The sequence below is a fragment of the Acaryochloris sp. CCMEE 5410 genome (genome assembly GCF_000238775.2).
Taxonomy (GTDB): Bacteria; Cyanobacteriota; Cyanobacteriia; order Thermosynechococcales; family Thermosynechococcaceae; genus Acaryochloris.
In genome coordinates, this window is the sequence record NZ_AFEJ02000006.1 from 100,040 (window position 1) to 116,914 (window position 16,875).

General features: G+C 43.2%; 16 protein-coding genes and 1 pseudogene. 7 read left to right on the forward strand and 10 right to left on the reverse strand.

Annotation, left to right across the window (positions count from 1 at the left end):
- Positions 1-132 precede the first annotated feature (132 nt).
- The 4 genes from ON05_RS35230 (at position 133) to ON05_RS35245 (ending at position 2,534) form a co-directional block, all read left to right on the forward strand.
- A complete protein-coding gene (locus ON05_RS35230; protein ID WP_029315041.1) occupies positions 133-660 on the forward strand; it encodes a hypothetical protein in 528 nt (175 codons plus the stop codon).
- Positions 644-1,315 (forward strand): hypothetical protein, encoded by a 672-nt coding sequence (locus ON05_RS35235; RefSeq protein WP_010470288.1) that lies wholly within the window; start codon positions 644-646, stop codon positions 1,313-1,315. The genes ON05_RS35230 and ON05_RS35235 overlap by 17 nt, the downstream gene beginning before the upstream one ends.
- Before the next feature lie 263 nt (positions 1,316-1,578).
- Positions 1,579-2,220, forward strand: a complete 642-nt coding sequence (locus ON05_RS35240; protein ID WP_029315040.1) for an AAA family ATPase — start codon at positions 1,579-1,581, stop codon at positions 2,218-2,220.
- On the forward strand, positions 2,217-2,534 hold the full coding sequence (locus tag ON05_RS35245; RefSeq protein WP_010470282.1) for a CopG family transcriptional regulator: 318 nt from the start codon (positions 2,217-2,219) through the stop codon (positions 2,532-2,534). The genes ON05_RS35240 and ON05_RS35245 overlap by 4 nt, the downstream gene beginning before the upstream one ends.
- A 499-nt stretch (positions 2,535-3,033) precedes the next feature.
- Here the strand turns inward: ON05_RS35245 and ON05_RS35250 are convergent, their stop codons facing one another.
- Positions 3,034-4,464, reverse strand: coding sequence for a DUF4157 domain-containing protein (locus ON05_RS35250; RefSeq protein ID WP_010470280.1), 1,431 nt, complete (start codon positions 4,462-4,464; stop codon positions 3,034-3,036).
- Positions 4,465-5,065: 601 nt separating this feature from the next.
- On the opposite strand from ON05_RS35250, the gene ON05_RS35255 reads away from it, so the two are divergent.
- Positions 5,066-5,344 carry a hypothetical protein gene (locus ON05_RS35255; RefSeq protein ID WP_010473667.1) on the forward strand — a complete coding sequence of 93 codons (279 nt, stop codon included), beginning with the start codon at positions 5,066-5,068 and terminating at the stop codon, positions 5,342-5,344.
- A 36-nt stretch (positions 5,345-5,380) separates the two neighbouring features.
- Here the strand turns inward: ON05_RS35255 and ON05_RS35260 are convergent, their stop codons facing one another.
- Positions 5,381-5,536 carry a hypothetical protein gene (locus tag ON05_RS35260; protein WP_175307315.1) on the reverse strand — a complete coding sequence of 52 codons (156 nt, stop codon included), beginning with the start codon at positions 5,534-5,536 and terminating at the stop codon, positions 5,381-5,383.
- A 198-nt stretch (positions 5,537-5,734) separates the two neighbouring features.
- On the opposite strand from ON05_RS35260, the gene ON05_RS35265 reads away from it, so the two are divergent.
- Positions 5,735-6,880: a calcium-binding protein gene (locus ON05_RS35265; RefSeq protein ID WP_010482084.1), complete on the forward strand. Its 1,146-nt coding sequence runs from the start codon at positions 5,735-5,737 to the stop codon at positions 6,878-6,880.
- A 325-nt stretch (positions 6,881-7,205) separates the two neighbouring features.
- Here ON05_RS35265 and ON05_RS35270 read toward each other — a convergent pair whose 3' ends face one another.
- The 4 genes from ON05_RS35270 to ON05_RS35285 all read right to left on the reverse strand — a co-directional run bounded on the left by ON05_RS35270 (position 7,206) and on the right by ON05_RS35285 (position 12,834).
- A complete protein-coding gene (locus ON05_RS35270) occupies positions 7,206-8,747 on the reverse strand; it encodes a toll/interleukin-1 receptor domain-containing protein (RefSeq protein WP_010482083.1) in 1,542 nt (513 codons plus the stop codon).
- Positions 8,748-8,960: 213 nt separating this feature from the next.
- Complete coding sequence (locus tag ON05_RS35275) at positions 8,961-9,581, reverse strand: hypothetical protein (RefSeq protein WP_010482082.1); 621 nt, start codon at positions 9,579-9,581, stop codon at positions 8,961-8,963.
- 25 nt (positions 9,582-9,606) lie between these two features.
- Positions 9,607-11,886 (reverse strand): pentapeptide repeat-containing protein, encoded by a 2,280-nt coding sequence (locus ON05_RS35280; RefSeq protein ID WP_262562707.1) that lies wholly within the window; start codon positions 11,884-11,886, stop codon positions 9,607-9,609.
- A 129-nt stretch (positions 11,887-12,015) separates the two neighbouring features.
- Positions 12,016-12,834, reverse strand: coding sequence for a hypothetical protein (locus ON05_RS35285; RefSeq protein WP_262562708.1), 819 nt, complete (start codon positions 12,832-12,834; stop codon positions 12,016-12,018).
- A gap of 248 nt (positions 12,835-13,082) precedes the next feature.
- Here ON05_RS35285 and ON05_RS35290 point away from each other — a divergent pair, with 248 nt between their 5' ends.
- The gene (locus ON05_RS35290) at positions 13,083-13,529 is read left to right on the forward strand and encodes an SRPBCC family protein (RefSeq protein WP_010470549.1); all 447 of its coding nucleotides are present in this window, start codon (positions 13,083-13,085) and stop codon (positions 13,527-13,529) included.
- Positions 13,530-13,701: 172 nt separating this feature from the next.
- On the opposite strand, the gene ON05_RS35295 is transcribed toward ON05_RS35290, so the two are convergent.
- The 4 genes and pseudogenes from ON05_RS35295 to ON05_RS35310 all read right to left on the reverse strand — a co-directional run.
- A complete protein-coding gene (locus ON05_RS35295) occupies positions 13,702-14,214 on the reverse strand; it encodes a hypothetical protein (RefSeq protein WP_010470551.1) in 513 nt (170 codons plus the stop codon).
- A gap of 92 nt (positions 14,215-14,306) precedes the next feature.
- Positions 14,307-16,199, reverse strand: a complete 1,893-nt coding sequence (locus ON05_RS35300) for a DUF4157 domain-containing protein (protein WP_236618869.1) — start codon at positions 16,197-16,199, stop codon at positions 14,307-14,309.
- A 110-nt stretch (positions 16,200-16,309) separates the two neighbouring features.
- The gene (locus ON05_RS35305; RefSeq protein ID WP_262562713.1) at positions 16,310-16,459 is read right to left on the reverse strand and encodes a hypothetical protein; all 150 of its coding nucleotides are present in this window, start codon (positions 16,457-16,459) and stop codon (positions 16,310-16,312) included.
- 71 nt (positions 16,460-16,530) lie between these two features.
- Positions 16,531-16,863, reverse strand: a pseudogene (locus ON05_RS35310) (transposase); the annotation flags it as partial.
- Positions 16,864-16,875 lie beyond the last annotated feature (12 nt).

Sequence of the window (16,875 nt, forward strand, 5' to 3'; positions counted from 1 at the left end):
TCTTTAATCTATCTAGGGCGTTGTTGGGGATGGAAATAATTGCTTTTTTAATGGCTCACAGATTTGATTGAGTCCTGGCAGCCCCTCGATGTTGATGATCCATCACGGGTATTGATCTAAAAAGAACGAACCATGCCACTGCCCCCTAACCCAATCTGTCTCCCATGCATCGACTATTCCCGAAGGGAAGCAAAGCAGATTCATGGGCCGCAAGGGGATGGCTACTGGATGGATAATCGGTGCGATCGCAAACGAAATCACTACCGTCACCGCAAGGAAAGCAATGCTAAGCGCCGAGGAGAATACGCTAGTCAGAAAGCAATAACAACCCCAGCAGAAACCACTGAAACCTTCTCTATTCCCGTCCAAGCCCCACCTGTGGCTTTGCTATACCTCTACAAAGAAAAGCCCAAGGATGCGCATCTCCATGCCCTGGCTGTCAGTGTCTGGCGGGGAAGTGAGAAGTTAGCAGAAATTGAGGCCGTCCACTGCATGGGGATGACCAATACCCAAGTTAATCGTTACTTGAAAGAGGTGCTGAGGGTACTAAGAGAACGATTCGGAATCACGGAGTTCGAACCCCCGATTCGAATGGAACCGTCTGAGTGTGAGATCGCGGAATGTCCCCTGAAGGATAAGCGCTATGTTCAAACAGCTTGAACTAGATTTTGCCAGTGCTTTGGCTTCTGCTTTAGATGAACCGGAGCAGGCTGATATTTCTCTGATGTGTGCATCGTTGGATCAGCATTTACAGGGCCGTTCTCCCCATGAACAGCTCAGGGTAGCTGGGGATGCGATCAAGGATATGGCTGAGGTTTGTCTTCAACGGGCAGAGTTAATGATCCAGGGTTGGGAGGAACGATACAACTCTGAAGGTCCAGTGCTGGATGAGGATTTCTTAGCTGGGATGGTTCAGCAGACTATGTTTTTGGATGTCTCGGATCTTTGTCGTCAGCCGAAGTCACGGAAGCGACGCCAGGGGTTCACGGGGAATCCTGTGGAGTCGGTTGTAGGTGATGTTAGCAAAGACTCGGTGCTGGAGTTTGTTGATGAGCTGGAGTCTGGGGAAGCGATTGCACTGAAGATCAGCCATGTCGAAGATGTTGGAGCATGGGTGAATGCGATCCAAGAGTTTCTGGAGGGTAAAGAGGATGCTGTTTCGTTCGGTGACTTGGTGCGAGGGCTTGGCCTAGTGCCTGTTGCTGTATTGATCGGAGTGCTTCTGGGAGGCTTTCGGATGGAACAGCGAGGAGGATTTTATGAGGGTAATGTTTTTATCAGATTAGAGGATAACTTTCAAAATACAAATATTTGAATTCTATAGTACTGCAGTAATGAATTACTTAATTACTGCAGTACTTAATTAGTATCTAATTTTGGTCATAGACTATTGAAATATACACATCTTAGTGCTGTGAGCAACTTTCTTAACACCTTTTCTTGCATTAATAACGTATGCAGTAATTAATGCAGTAATCAATGCAGCAATCAAGCACTTGCTTGATTTTGTTTTTTGTGGTTTACTGCAATAGCATTTTTCTAATGTATGCAGTAATCAATGCAGTAATGCAGTAAATAATGACTGTAATAGCAGTAATCAATCAAAAAGGTGGATGTGGTAAGTCAACTACCTCAGTACATTTAGCCTACTGGCTATCTAAAAAGGGTAAAACAACTTTTGTAGTTGACGCTGATGCACAACAAAGTAGCTCAGTATGGTTGAACTCAATGGAGTCCCAAATTCCATTCGAAGTTGTTCAGAGTCCAGATAATCTCTTGGAAAAGCTCCCCGAACTTGATCAAGATTATGAATATCTGATCGTTGACGGTCCAGCAAGCTTATCTGAAGTAACTCGTGCAGTACTATTCCGATCTGATCTTGCTCTCGTTCCATGCCAACCAACTGGTTTGGATCTCCGTTCAGCATCAGATTCAGTTCGCCTGATTAAGCAAGCCCAATCAGTTCGCAATGGTCCTCCAAAAGCAGCAATATTTCTCAGTCGTGCAGTTAAAGGTACCAAGCTAAAAGATGAAGCCATATCTTTGTTGACAAAGATACCAGAAACGAAACTCTTGAGCACAGTAATACATCAGAAGCAGGTAATAGCTGATACTTCGGGCCAGCTAACCACAGTCTGGAATACACCAGGACGTTCGGCTACTGAATCAGCAAGAGAATTTGACAAGCTATTCCAAGAAGTATTCAACTTACTCACATGAATAAAACACGCAAAACCCTTGATGACTCGCTTGCTCAAGCATTTGTTTTTGGTGAAAACACCAGCACTACCGATATCGATCTTGATGTTCCTCAAGAGAATATTGACCCTGACACAGTAAATGAAGCAATTAGTCAACGGAAGAATATTGTAGATAAATTTCAGGATGAACCCAAAGAACGAACAATCCGTTTTACTGCTGATCTACCTGAATCACTACACAAGAAACTCTCGATGTTAGCAGCCAGGACTGGAAAGAAAAAGGTAGATATCGTGAGACTTCTCTTGGCAGAAGCTCTAGAAGATATCGATTAAGCAAATAATGCAGTAAGCAAGTAATGCAGTAATTACTGCAAGTAGCAACTATGCTGAATATCAGGAGTCAAACGGCATTATAATCACCCCCCAACCCTACTCACCCTCTCCCGATCCAACTACACCCCGATCATCTCCTCGAACCGCTCGATAGTTTCCCCTGGCCGCAGACTTGAAACCTGCAACACGTCGAATGTGTCTTCTAGGTCTAATGCGTACTCATAGCAGTACTCAGGAGTTTCAAATGGAATTCCGAAGAAGGGTCTGCCGCTGCCCTCGACGGTGATCCAGAATTGGTACCGTACTTACTAAAGAAGAGTTACAAACGTGTCCACAGCAATGATAATGGGTTTTATCCAAAGACCCGTTAAGATCGTCGAGGTCTTGACCACCATATGCTTTAAATGCGTCACTTCTTATGTTAGAAAGCGCCATATATTCTGTGAGATATACAATTCACTAAACCATTCACAATTCTTGTTTTTTGTATACATCTTCTTTAAACGATCCAAGGAAGTGGTTGACCAGTTAAGATGTCTTTTACCTTCCTATCAAATGAACCTGACTCTCTACGATACTTTTTACTAACAAGTAAAAGAAATTTAGCGACTATCTTTTTCCTAAGTGGGATTATCCCTGGAAATGCTTGGTCGATAGAGATAAGATGTTGAGCCACAATATCAGGTTTCAATTTCTTTGTAACCTTCCAATCAAATAACTTAAAGCTCTGTTTTGCTATTGCTTTAGCTGAAGCATCTTCTTCGGTTGGATCCTCAATATATCCTGCTACATACTCAACTAAAACCTTGTTACTAGCTGCTTCCCCTAAAGGTGAAGATCCTTTTACATCCTTATCAGCAGTAAAGTGAACTTGGTTCCTAGCTCTAAGATACTGATTGCAAAATTCCTGAATAATTTGAGTATATTTAATTTCAGATATTGTTCCTATATTTAAAATAGCAGTGTCAATATTATTAATAAGATTATCGACTGCATCTTTGACAAAATTTTGCATATATTTTGTGCCTTGAGAAAAGCCTGGTAGATTCTTGATCTCAGCAGTCATTGTCTTAAGCTCTTTGAGAACATCAGAAAAATTTTTCTTAAATAAGCGATTACGTAAACCTTGTACAAAAACAACAAATGCTGTTGTATGAGCTCCTTGAGTTCCTGGAGGTCGCCCCTCAACTTCAAGAGTTTGAACTTCCTTTGCATCACTCCATTCAATACTTGTAGCTACACGTTGAATGTTGATATGTTTGGGCGAAACATGATTTACGCTGAGACTTATTTGTTGCCCTCTGTTAGTTTTGCTGGGTTTGACCTGTTTAGAATGTGATGATTCAGATATAGATGACAGAGAATTTTCATCCTGTTGCACTACATGAGTTAGCTCATGGGCAATCAACTCTTGCCCTCCACGATTCCCCGGCTGATAAGCCCCTTCTCGAAAGAAAACATCTTGACCCGTTGTAAATGCCCTGGCCTGAATCGATTGATTTAACTGATCAGACTGAGCATCGGTATGGACCCTCACTCCGCTAAAATCTGCACCCATCGCTTGACCCATTGACTGTTGCAATTTCGCATCCAATGGATGTCCACTACCTCTTGCACTATTGATAGCAGACTCTAGATGATGAACTGAATGCTCTAGATTGGATTGTTTAGAAGCAGGGGCATTGATCTGTTGAACCGCATGAGATGCAACCCGATCTGCTTCCAGTTCATATTTATCTCCCGGTTCTCCAAGTGTTAGCTTCCTCTGAATCCAAGGTTTGGGTTGTAATGAATTGGTCTGATCGTTATCAAGTCTGGGTGGCCCCATTTGTATCATTGAACTACCCAGCCGCTGAAACTTTTTCAATCGCTCAGCATGTTCAGCTAAGCCTTCTTCATTAGACCTTGCCTGTATCTGCGGAGGTTGCACTGATGACTGAACTTCAGAAGGACGAGGAACAGAGGTACACATAGACGGGGAAGCTCGTCTCTTATGAGCGTATAGATGAGTTCTCATAACAAGCACCCTTCATTGAGCAAGATGCTTGTATTCTCCTCCTCTGCTATTTTTGTTTAAGCTACTGTTATTAACCTAAATATGTCAGTTTGATGTAGCGGTTCTTTAGCCATACCGCTAGTTTGGCTGGATGAGGGTGTCAATAGCAGATAGGAAAAAGCTTAATGGGAATAAAGACTCATTAATGACTTGTATTTCATCCTTATGACCAAATACTGCCTTGATTTGGGCACACTAGGATGGATTATGTGTATGACCTCCCCAGTAGACTGTTCCCGGGCTACCCCAAACCTATTTGAAGTAGGATAACGCTTCTAAAATACCTTTCAGGTAGCATTATTGTTTGGGGCACTTTCGTTCACATCATCAAAAATATTCATAATCTATGTTTAGGTCTACCTCCCTTTTAGGTCTTTCCATCTTCCTCTGCCTCGTATCCGCAAAACCAACACTCGCAAGTCCTTGGGAAAACCTGTTTAGCTCGACATCTGGAACCACTGAGGCCAGAGTTGATATGGAATCTCATAGTTTCAAGAGAATTAAACTCTCGGGAGAGAGTGTGATTAAGGCTCGTCTTTCGATGTTTTATCGGGAGAATGGAGAGTCCGTACTAGCAAAGGGTGATTATGAAGTCCACTGTGCAGCTCGGAGAGTATTTCGTTCAAATTTAAAAATGACGACTGAAGACACTAAAAACACGCAAAGTAATATTAGTGTGCCTCAAAAAACAAAGCTTGAAGGCAAAGAGTATCAAGACTTTATCGGTATTATGGATCTGCTTTGTACCAGATAGAACTTGAACATAATCGGCTCCAATCACCCCCAAACCCTACTCACCCGCTCCCGCTCCAACCATACCCCGATCATCTCCTCGATCCGCTCGATAGTTTCCCCTGGCCGCAGACTTAAAACCTGCAAAATCTCGAATATGTGTTTTCCAGTTCAAGTGCTGTAACAAACAAGATTCCTGGCGAGGGGTTATCATTCCGCTAGATAGCTTGTTGCTTCTTTATAAGATAATCCAATATTTCTCTGATAAATTGTTTTGGATAAACTAAAATTTTATCTAATCAGTTAACTCTTTAGACTATTATAAGTATTTATAAAATTGCGCATTTCAGAGATTTTCAAATAAAATAATTTTTTTAAAATAAATACATAATCCCAATAAAGAAGATTGAATATGCCTGACATTTTTGGAACTGATTTCGATGACACTCTTTATGGAACAATTTATGATGACTCAATCTCAGGTTTGTTAGGAAACGATTACATCAGTTCTGGACAAGGCAAAGACACTGTTACTGGTGGCGAAGGTAACGACACAATTTATGGTAGCGATGGTTTTGATAGCCTATTGGGTGATGATGGAAACGATCTCATTGATGGTGGTAATGGAAATGACCATCTATTAGGAGGAAACGGGAATGACACTTTAAATGGTCGTATGGGGAATGACATCCTCGATGGTGAGGATGGAGACGACAAGTTAACTGGCCATGAAGGAGATGACGCCCTCTATGGTGGGGCAGGCAATGATCTCTTGTATGGCTTAGGAGACAATGATTCACTTCTAGGAGGGCTAGGCTATGACAGTTTATACGGCCACGACGGCAATGATACTCTCAGGGGTGGCGGGGACAACGATTTACTGCGTGGATATGGTGATAACGATGTCCTACATGGAGATTTAGGGAACGACGACTTAGCTGGTGGTACTGGTGATGACTCACTACATGGTGGAAAAGGCAACGATCTTTTAACTGGAGAAGATGGCTTCGATAGCTTATGGGGCGAGGAGGGTAACGATACCCTCCTAGGAAATGCTGGCAATGACCAGATCAATGGTGGACGAGGTGACAACATTCTATACGGGCATCTTGGCGACGACACACTCCAAGCTGACGACGGAAGAGATGAGCTTTACGGACATGAGGGGAATGATTATTTAAGTGGTGGTAGCGGAAATGATTTGTTGAAGGGATACGCCGATAATGACACCCTAACAGGTGGTTTTGGTGATGATCAGTTATATGGTGGTGATGGTAGCGATGTTATCGATGGCCATGTTGGCAACGATACGTTATACGGCGGAAATGGTATCGATACGTTTCTCTATACTCTTTCTGGGAGTGGCAACGACATAATCTATGACTTCAACGTTACAGAAGACTTCATTCACTTAGAAGGCTATTCTAGCGGTGGAGTTACACTGACTCAGGTTGTAGATGACGTTATTCTAGACACAAATGACGGCAATCATTCGGTAACTATTAAGAATGTTTTATTGTCAGACTTAGAGAGTCAGATAAATTTTTTATCAATATAGTCTCTCCGGTGGCTGCAGCTCGATTTCCTGCAAAATCTCAAACGTATCCTCTAAGTCCAAAGCACACTCGTAGCAATGTACTTTAAAGCGCTATATGAGTCTTGTCCTCTTTTGGTGATCCAGAAAAATGTGTTGTAATTCTGCTCACAGATAAAAACTAAACAAGGCTGAACCCCTTGATCTACCGTTATGATTCTCAGTCAAATTGGTAAGTTATGAGGCTCTAAATTGTATTTCTTACTCTGATCACCAAAAGAGGACAAGATCCAAAATAAAATTACAGAAAAGCACAATAAGCCTCCACCATGGCTAGTAACAAACTTTGCTACGCGATACGCACTGGTGGGCATACTTCCGTCAACAACTCAATGCTACTTGCCACCGAAGACCCCCCAATATTTCGAAAATCTGAGGACCGAAAAACAGCTTGATAGTACGGGACTTCACCAGATTTATGACCAATTCTGGATGCCAATTCTTCAAGATGATTATTAGGTTTAGGATTCAATAGCATTACCGCTGATCTGGTTCCTGGTCCATGGAGTCCCGAAATAACTGTTATGACCGTACCAATACTGGGACCAGGAACACGAGTAACAAGTAAATAGTCATCCATTTGCCAACCATCATTTGTTTGTGCTTGTACAAGAATATTGCCCCTTCTGTCACACACAGCCATCAATTGACGTTCGATTTCCTCACCATATTGCAATCGTTTCGCATAACCATTCACAGTTTTTATCGAGTAAGACAGGTCTATAGTTCGGTCACCAACTCTTGGTGACCAAATAGGACTATCAGGTTCTCCTATGAGCCATCGGCTTGCCTCGTTGGACTTACCAGACGCTAGCATTACCATGGAAGAATTTGCGTGGGCAAGCCAGGATTCTTGGTGGGTATCCCATGTCTTTACTGAAGAAGACATTAGACCTGTAATGGCCTCAAGCACCCAATATTCATGTTCATATGTTTTTTGGCCATTCCCAAGATCAATATCTGGAAGAGCGTGATCCCAGGTCTGTGGAGGAATAAACTCTGTTATAGACACCTCTGAACTGAGAAATAGCTCAAAAGCTAAAGAGTATCGCTTCTTGACATCATCTGGGTAGATAGTCCCCTGTGGAGGAGAAAGTGCTTGGTGAATTCTACCCTTCTCGCGCCCAATACCAAGCTCCGCAAGTACTTTTTGAAGAACACTTCCATAATTTATTTCGATAGTTGTCAAAATAGTTGTTCCGAGAAGAAGTCTCAAAACGGACCGCCGTGTTAGTAAGCGCTGACTTAAATTTTGTTCCTCCAATAAAGATAATTTGGCATTCACCGGGATGAATGATGACACTTCTTGTCCCAGACGTTCACTTTTTTGGGGGAGTGGACTGTGCTCCGAAGAAGAGCCATCTATTTGTTTTCCCAGGGACTCCACCACCCCTCGTATCCCCTCGACGATATCCAAAAATGCTTCATCTCGATTTGCCCATTGAGTTACAGGTTTTGCATCTTTTGGCAAAACCTGTAACTTACTGAAGGGTGCTTCCTTCCAATCACAAGGACGAAGGATAATGGGGATAACTCGGGCAGTGCCTTCGTTATGGCGCACTATCGAACTTTTCATCTCATAGTTGTAGCAATAGTCAGACGCCATAAAGGGAGGGCTAACAAGTAGCAAAATGATTTGAGCGGACTCTAGCTTGCTGTCGATTTGAGTTTTCCATTCTTCACCTGCTTCGATGTCTTTATCATGCCAAGCAGCAATTTTACCCTGACGCTTGAGATTGGAAAGATGGATATCCAACTCTTCTCGCAAATCATCGTCTTTATGGGAATAGGAAATAAAAACCTTTAAAGGGTCATGGTAGTTTGGAGTCATGGGAGAAGATGCAGAAGTCGAACTACCTTAAGCATGGGGGTTATCTTGAGCCTTGGTTTCCACTTTATCGGGCTTTTTGATTTAACTGTGCGCGGCTATCCACCCCTGCTCGGAGGCAAACGCCACATCTCATAATCAGCCCAGATTAAGGAAAGAGTTGCGTACAAAGTCGGAGTCAATCTGTAAAGGTTAGCGCCAAGCACCCGGATAGTCTCACCCCCAGATCCGAGCAACCCGCTCCCGATCCAGGTACACTCCCACCATCTCTTCGATCCGCTCAATCGTCTCTGGTGGTCGTAGCTCGATTACCTGCAATATCTCAAACGTATCCTCTAAGTCCAAAGCGCACTCAAAGCAATACTCAGGCGTTTCAAACGGAATTCTGATGAAAGGCTTTCCGGTGCCCTCCACGGTTATCCAATATTGCCCTGTACCGCTTTGGGAAACGGTCAAATACTCAAGCTGACCCTCTAGCTTGGTCTGCTGGATCAGATTCTTTTGTCTGCGCACAAGGGTATTGAACTTGAACTCAAATGCTCTGGATACTCTGGGGGGTTGGGTTCTGCTAGTTGTTTGCCGTGCTGAATACCCTCGCTGTGTTCTCCGTGCAAAATTGGGTTCTCGGTGAATTTGGATAGGGGCTGATTCACGCTTGCGCTCATCGTCTCCAGCATCTGGAGATGGCTTACGCTTGACTGGCAGATCATCTTTCCGTGCAATCGTTGGGAATGCCGTCTTGTCTGAATATGCAGGGTTTGATTCGACGTTTGTTGGGGTTTTCCCAGTCGATGGAATTGTTGGCTTGGGCTTCAGTGAGACGAGTTTGGGGTTCATGCAAATATCCTCAGCCAAGACAAAATTAGTTTAGCTTCTGGGGATATGCTGTGGAAGATTTCTGGGGAAAGCTTATATCAGTATTAGATTTATTTATTTTAGATGGTATAACAGGGGATTCATTTTGGTTAAATATATGCTTTATGCGATCAACAGCAAATGGTGAAACTGCAAGAAGAGTAATAAAAATGATTGTGGAGACTGATTTGACAATTGTTACTATGAAATTAATATCTTGCCCATCATCCAAAAAGCGTCGAAAAAAAGATTTCGGTTGTTTATTTATACCACTTTCTTCTTGATGATTTAATTGTGAATTATTACTGCCAGCAGCTATATTTACATTATCTCCTGTATTAACAATAGAATGCCTGACTAGTCCCTTACCTAGTTCAATCCCTCTCTCAAGTTGCTCACTCGGAGAAAGTAAACGTATAAGTTGCTGTAATGTATTATCTTTTTCTTCCAACTTACCCTCTAATCTTGCATTTTTAAGCTTTGACTCTTCTAGTAGTTGAACACCAGTCTGAAGTTTTTCCTGAAGATTATCCGCATCTACATCAGCAGGATGAGCAATTTTTAGTATAACTAAACCATCACCTAATACTTTGTATTCTTGAAGGTATAGTTCAGCATCATACTTACTAAGTACTTCTTGATTAACGTCATTGAATACTTGAGCAAAAGATTTCCAAGGCATACCATCTCTAAAAGCAAGCTCAAGAATATTTTTAGATATTTGAAATCGCTTGGTAAATTCCCCAGCTTCAAAATTTTCATTAGGATTATGTGGGCATCGTTCTTTTTGACTCTCTTTTAAATAGATATAGTCGCACCTGACACCATCAAAGTTTGTTTCAGCATTGGCATTCCATTCTTGCTTGCAAATCCCAGTCAATATTGCATGTTGGAAACTAGTACCTAAAATGGTTGCTCTCTTTAGTAAAGCACCCCTAAGATTAGCATAGCTGAGGTCAGCACCACTAAGATCAACCTCTGATAGGATTGCATAGGTTAAATTAGATTCACTAAAATTAATTCTAGAAAGGTCAGTATTTGAAAAATTAGTTTTGCTTAGATTAGCGCTTTTGAAGCTAGCCTTACTAATACCGTTTTTTGAAAGTTCTCTGAAAGTAGACATTCTAAAGTCCACTAAAGTAAGCACCGCTGCCTCAAAGTCGGCACCACTCAAATGAACATCATATAGGTTTGCGTTGCTAAGATTTGCTAATTTGAAAACTGCTCTACGACATATAGCCTTATTAAGATTTACATGACTAAGATTGGCTTTTAAACAGTCAGTTTCCTGAAGAATTGCTCTTTTTAGACAGGTTTTTGTGAGATTGGCATACTTCAGTTTAGCGTTACTAAGATTAGCACCACTGAGATTTGCACCACTGAGGTCAGCACCACTGAGGTCAGCACCACTGAGATTTGCACCACTGAGGTCAGCACCACTGAGGTCTTTTTCTAACCCACCGTTATTTACTAATTGGTAAACAAGATTCCATTTAGGATCCATGTGCGTCTGATCAGTAATTATGGCACCACTAAGATCAGCACTATCTAGAATTGCATTACTGAGGTTAGTACCACTGAGGTCAGCACCACTGAGGTCAGCACCACTGAGATTTGCACCACTGAGGTCAGTACCACTGAGGTCAGTACCACTGAGGTCAGCACCACTGAGGTTTGCCTTCCTGAACTGGATGCTAGAAAGACTGGCGCCATTGAGAACAACATCCTTGAGAATTGCTCCACTAAGGTTGGCACTGGTAAGCTTGGCACCACTTAGATTGGCACCATTGAGAACAACACCCTTGAGAATTGCATCACTGAGGTTAGCACCACTGAGGTCAGCATAGCTAACGTTAGCATTGCAAAGATTAGCAACAAATAGGTAAGCATCACTAAGGTTGACATCGCAGAGAATTGCATTGCTGAGGTAAGCACTACAAAGTTTGGCACCACTGAGGTCAGCACCACTGAGGTTAGCACTTTCCAGAACTGCATCAGTTAGAATTGCACCGCTGAGGTTGGCACTAGTAAGGTTGGCATCACTGAGGTCAGCATCACTGAGGTCAGCACCACTGAGGTCAGCACCACTGAGATTTGCACCACTGAGGCTGATAAAACTAAGTTTTGCATCGGTGAGATTGGCACCACTGAGGTTAGCCTTTCTGCAATTGTCCCAAGAGAAGCCAGCGCAACTGAGGTCTATATTTACCCCAAAATTTTCCTGACGCCATTCATTCCAAACATCAACACCCTGCTTCAGTAAATCAACCTGCTCCTCATTCGCCATCACAATCTCTCAAGTAATTCTCAAAACAGACTACACGACTAAGATTCATCGCCAATAAGATGAATGATACCCATGTCTTAAAAATCAACTAACCTATAAATAGAGAAAGATAGCTAAATAGCACCATAATTAATAGCAAATTCCATCATTCCCACCCAAAATCACCTCAGATCCCCCCTCAATCCCATCATTACTCCCCTCCAAAGACCCGATTTCCTGATCATTTTCCTGACCAAATCCATCGATTTCAGATCGCTTTTCAGTTTCTGTAATTAGATCACTGTCTTTCTTACAGATTTCACAACTTGGTCTATTTTTCTCCAGTCTCTGATTCCATTTCGCCTGAAACGCCTTCATCATCTGGTCTTTGTATGCTTCATTGCCTGAGTAGCGAATCACATACAAACACACGGATTCCTCACTGCCCACCTTCACCAGCTCATGAGCGACACGTTTAATGAGCTTATTGACGATGGCAACTGCACTCTGATCCTCACTGATGACATTCCGAAAGTGACGATAGATCTGATAGCGATATTCCAACGCCTTCACCTTGATATCCTCCAGTCGCTGATCATCCTCCGTCATCACCATGATTTCCATCCGCATCCGAGCCTCCACCTGCTCATAGCGGGCCTGAGTAAACGCCTGAGACTGCTGCTCAATGGCATTCAATAAACCTTGCTTCTGGTCCTTGAGAGCCTGCTTTTGCTGCTCCAACTGCTCCAGCTCCCCCTTCAGCGTTACCTTCCTGGGATGGGCCTTTCTTCTCAATGCCGTCAACTTGGCTTGGATGACCTTCTGCTCCTGAACAATTTCCCTGATCTGCCCAGCTAATTCCTTGACCTCCAATCTCAAGGACTGTCGTTGACGCTGCACCTGACGCCCCTTTTCCAACGCTTTGTTGTAGGCTGCATAATCAGCGCTGGTGACGTTGTAGGTATCCACTAAATCAAATACCCCCAGGTCATGAATTAACTGTACTTGGATTTGATTATTCGACAGCCTGTGCGTGAGAACGAATTTGCTATTAAGCTGTTTTGTGAAATTCCTCTGATCTAGTTCCTCTGCTGATTCTGGGTAAGATAGCTCATCCTGCAAAAAGTCGAGCTTAGTACGTTAGGATGAATATCCTTACCCTCTTGCTCTTGTGATAATGCCAGAATATTCGACTTTTATATTTCATACCTTCTTATATGACTGATTGGCTTGAACACACTGTCCAAGTTGATGTTGAAGCGAATATTGATTTGGTGTGGAAACTCTGGTCTGACCTAGAGCAGATGCCTAACTGGATGAAATGGATTTCCTCTGTAAAAGTATTAGAAGAAAATCCAGATCTTTCCCGAATGAGCTTGGCCTCTGGCGGATTTGAATTTAGTTGGTTATTGCGTATTACTCGACTGGTGACCAATCAAATCATTCAATTTGAGTCAGTTGATGGCCTCCCCAACCGTGGGGCAATCCGATTCTATAAGCGGGGACCAAATAGCACTATTAAGCTTACTGTGGCTTATGCAATCCCAGGTATTTTAGGCAAAATTATGGATAATCTACTTTTAGGTCGCATCGTAGAATCTACAATCCAAGCTGATCTGGATCGATTCCGTGCTTATGCTTTGACAGCTAGCAAGCAAGAATAGTTCATGCATGTCATGACTTAGATTTGCCTAATCACCCCCAAGACCGAGCCACCCCCTCTCGATCCAGGAACACTCCGATCATCTCCTCAATCCCCTCCCTGCCTCTTCTTTGAAATGTTGCACTAACACAATTGCACTAACCGAAAAATCATCTCTTCGACCCAAACCTTACTCATCTCTCTTCATCAGGTAAGCGATCAGGTCGAATCAGTGTCAGCATCAAGATACTTTTTTTATCTTTCGGATAGCGCAGATGCAACGAAAATGCTTCGCTATCCCACCGATCCCAATAGAAAATCTCTCTATCAAGCGCTCCCTCAACTGGTCCCCCCATTTTCGTCGGCTGCCCCAAAAGTGAGATTGCTTCATCCCTGCTCTTCTTGAAAGACAATCCGTTGGGTAATGTGTATGGATACTCCATATAGCCCTGGACTCCATCAGCAAAAACAAAAATGGTGTTAATCTTTTTTTTTCGATCCAGAGAAATTTGCAATCCCAACTCCACTAATCTAATAACTTCTTTATCCGGTCCTTCTAAGGTTAGGTTGAAGGCTTCAGGTTCCTCTTCAATCTGACGAATAAACACTTGCAACTCTGGATCGTCTATATGCCGACCTATAAAATTCTGTAGCTCGACATCCTTTTGTTCTGACGAAACTTTAGCCAAAGTTTTTTCCTCTATCAATCGTGAGTCCTAAAATTTCCAAAGGATTACAAGCCTCGACTCCAAAATCGGGTAGCAGCTATCCTCAATTTCTTGCTCCGTAAAAAATGATCTTAAAGATACTCTTCCTCCAGTTCTCGAACCACGATGATGTAGTTTTGTAGGGCTTTCTGGTATTGTTTCGCCTCGATAAATTTCACAGACTCAACCACTCTCTTATAAAGTCCTCCCAAAATATCCGATGCATTGGGTTTTTCCTTTATACTCGCAACAATCTTGGGTGCGATGTCGTAATAGCGCTCAATCATTGCATCTCCATTAACAATGGTTCGCATATAAGTGTCACGGAAATCTCTCAACATCTGTAGTTCGTAGCAGTCATCCGATAAGCCTCTAGCCTCAACGCATGCAGTGGTAATGAAGCAGAATTTCTTTTGACTCACCAGTTTCAGCATGGGTGGTTCCAAAAGTAAGTCAGGGCCTTTTTCTAAAATTTCGATCAGCTGATTAACATGGGGGATTTTATCCTTGTCTATTGTGTTATTTAAGAGCAGTTCTTTTAAGCTTTTTGAAACCTTTACGGGGTCCTTGAGAGAAGCAATAAATTGTTTGTAGAACTTACCCGTTTCCCGACTGGCGATCGCAGCCTTTTCTTCCAAAGTGAGTGGGGTTGATGCTTCGGATTCAGCTTTTTCAATAGCTTCTTTTGTCTTCTGTCGAGGTTCATATATCTTCTCTAATAACTTTTGTACATCTCCGGCAATGCCTTTTTGATTTGGATCCACAACAGCGAACTCATCCCCAACCTCATCAGACTTGATAGACGGACCTCGAGCACCACTCACTGTAACCCCCGACCACCCCTTGCCATCAAAGGCGGTCTTGATTTTTGCAACCACTGAATTAGTCATGTCATCGGTTTCACCCTTGCCTGCATAGCAGGAGGTAAAGTAGACCCCTTTAATTTTATTTTGTAATGCCTTCGAACCACTGAACAGCTTGTTCACAATCTCATCGGCTGTATAGTCCCCGCTCTCCCCAGGTGCGCCATGGGCCACAATATAGAGCGTTTCTCCCTCACCCATTTTGCTGAAATCAGCGTCTTTAAGGACTCCAACAGGACGTCCTGCTCTCTTCACTGCGTAATTGATTGACGTTAGCTCTACAAAGTCGCCCGAAGGTTTGTCCCTAGCCAGGACAACTTGACGCTGGACAACGGCCTCTTCTGCATCGGATACTTGTTGTGTCAAGGGAATCAGGTTACGCTGCACCTGTTGTTTTTGTTGCTGCACAACGTGAGTTAATTCATGGGCAATCAGCTCTTGGCCTACGGGCTGGGTAGGCTGATATTCTCCTTGCCGAAAAAACACATCTTGTCCCGTCGTAAACGCCCTTGCCTGAATCGATTGATTTAACTGGTCTGATTGGACATCCGTATGCACCCTTACCCCACTAAAATCTGCCCCCATCGCCTGACCCATTGGCTGTTGCAATCCTGCATCCAATGGCTGACCACCACCCCTCGCGCTACTGATAGCAGACTCTAAATCTGCTGATGCTTCCTCATCTGTCATTGCTTGACGACGCTGGATAGCAGCACGAAGACTTTTCGCTTGCATCTCCCCTTCCAGTTCTTTCTCTTGCTGCACGGATTGCCCTTGATTGAATTGAGATAAAGAAGGGGCATTAATTTGATGTACTACCTGAGAAGCAACCCGATCCGCTTCCTGTTCATACTTATCTCCCGGTTCTCCAAGTGTCAGCTTTCGCTGAATCCAAGGTTGTACCAATTCTCCGGATGGATTAGGAACCTTATCTTTCCAGGGCGTTCCAAACCTTTCCCACTTCTCCTGTTGAGCTTTCCATTCAGCCAAACCCTCTTCATTTGTTTTGGCTTGAAGGGGGGGAGGAACTGGTGTTGCTGATTGAGCCTGATCTGATGATATTGGTTGAGGTATCGGTTGTGACTTAGATTTTTCTGGCTTATAAGAATGAGTACGCTTCATCAACTGTCCCTCATCTGCAACCGAATCACATACATTTAATCCTAAACTCACGGAAAAATTTCTTACGGTAGAAATCCAAATAGAAATATTTACCGCACTTTAAGGATTTTCTACCCCCAAACCCTACTCACCCGCTCCCGATCCAACCACACTCCAACCATCTCCTCGATCCGCTCAATGGTTTCCCCTGGCCGCAGCTCAATAACCTGCAACACATCGAACATGTCCTCTAATTCAAGTGCTGCTGTTGTACAGTACATCGCTATTTGGGTCTTGTCCTCTTTTGGTGATGCTGTAGTAAATGTACTCAAAGCCATAACTAGTAATTATTTCAGCTTGCCAGCACCAGGCGTTTATTCAAAAGGTCGAGGCCAGCCCTCCCGTACATTTGGCGCTTAATCATTTTCAGTTTGTTGTTAAATCCCTCCACTGGCCCGTTGCTCACCTCTAATGTCAGCCCAGCCTTGACTGCCTCATAGTCATCACTTAACCCTTTCGCAAAAGTCTGAAATGGCTTGAATACGCTGTTCTTTGCAAGATCCAGCCAGTTGTCCAAGTGCTGGGGTAACCGCTTTCGGACTAAGAACAAAAAGCTCTGTGTTAGCGTAATGGCATCGGATAGCTCAGGCTGTCCACTGAGTTGTATCAGAGTTTCTTCTTCTTCTAGGCAACTCAT

What these genes read in the sequence shown, in the direction of transcription:
- ON05_RS35280 (WP_262562707.1), bottom strand. Translation starts at nt 11,886, where the DNA reads ATGGCGAATGAGGAGCAGGTTGATTTACTGAAGCAGGGTGTTGATGTT.
- ON05_RS35275 (WP_010482082.1), bottom strand. Translation starts at nt 9,581, where the DNA reads ATGAACCCCAAACTCGTCTCACTGAAGCCCAAGCCAACAATTCCATCG.
- ON05_RS35265 (WP_010482084.1), top strand. Translation starts at nt 5,735, where the DNA reads ATGCCTGACATTTTTGGAACTGATTTCGATGACACTCTTTATGGAACA.
- ON05_RS35255 (WP_010473667.1), top strand. Translation starts at nt 5,066, where the DNA reads ATGGAATCTCATAGTTTCAAGAGAATTAAACTCTCGGGAGAGAGTGTG.
- ON05_RS35235 (WP_010470288.1), top strand. Translation starts at nt 644, where the DNA reads ATGTTCAAACAGCTTGAACTAGATTTTGCCAGTGCTTTGGCTTCTGCT.
- ON05_RS35300 (WP_236618869.1), bottom strand. Translation starts at nt 16,199, where the DNA reads ATGAAGCGTACTCATTCTTATAAGCCAGAAAAATCTAAGTCACAACCG.
- ON05_RS35240 (WP_029315040.1), top strand. Translation starts at nt 1,579, where the DNA reads ATGACTGTAATAGCAGTAATCAATCAAAAAGGTGGATGTGGTAAGTCA.
- ON05_RS35305 (WP_262562713.1), bottom strand. Translation starts at nt 16,459, where the DNA reads ATGTACTGTACAACAGCAGCACTTGAATTAGAGGACATGTTCGATGTG.
- ON05_RS35245 (WP_010470282.1), top strand. Translation starts at nt 2,217, where the DNA reads ATGAATAAAACACGCAAAACCCTTGATGACTCGCTTGCTCAAGCATTT.
- ON05_RS35230 (WP_029315041.1), top strand. Translation starts at nt 133, where the DNA reads ATGCCACTGCCCCCTAACCCAATCTGTCTCCCATGCATCGACTATTCC.
- ON05_RS35260 (WP_175307315.1), bottom strand. Translation starts at nt 5,536, where the DNA reads ATGATAACCCCTCGCCAGGAATCTTGTTTGTTACAGCACTTGAACTGG.
- ON05_RS35270 (WP_010482083.1), bottom strand. Translation starts at nt 8,747, where the DNA reads ATGACTCCAAACTACCATGACCCTTTAAAGGTTTTTATTTCCTATTCC.
- ON05_RS35290 (WP_010470549.1), top strand. Translation starts at nt 13,083, where the DNA reads ATGACTGATTGGCTTGAACACACTGTCCAAGTTGATGTTGAAGCGAAT.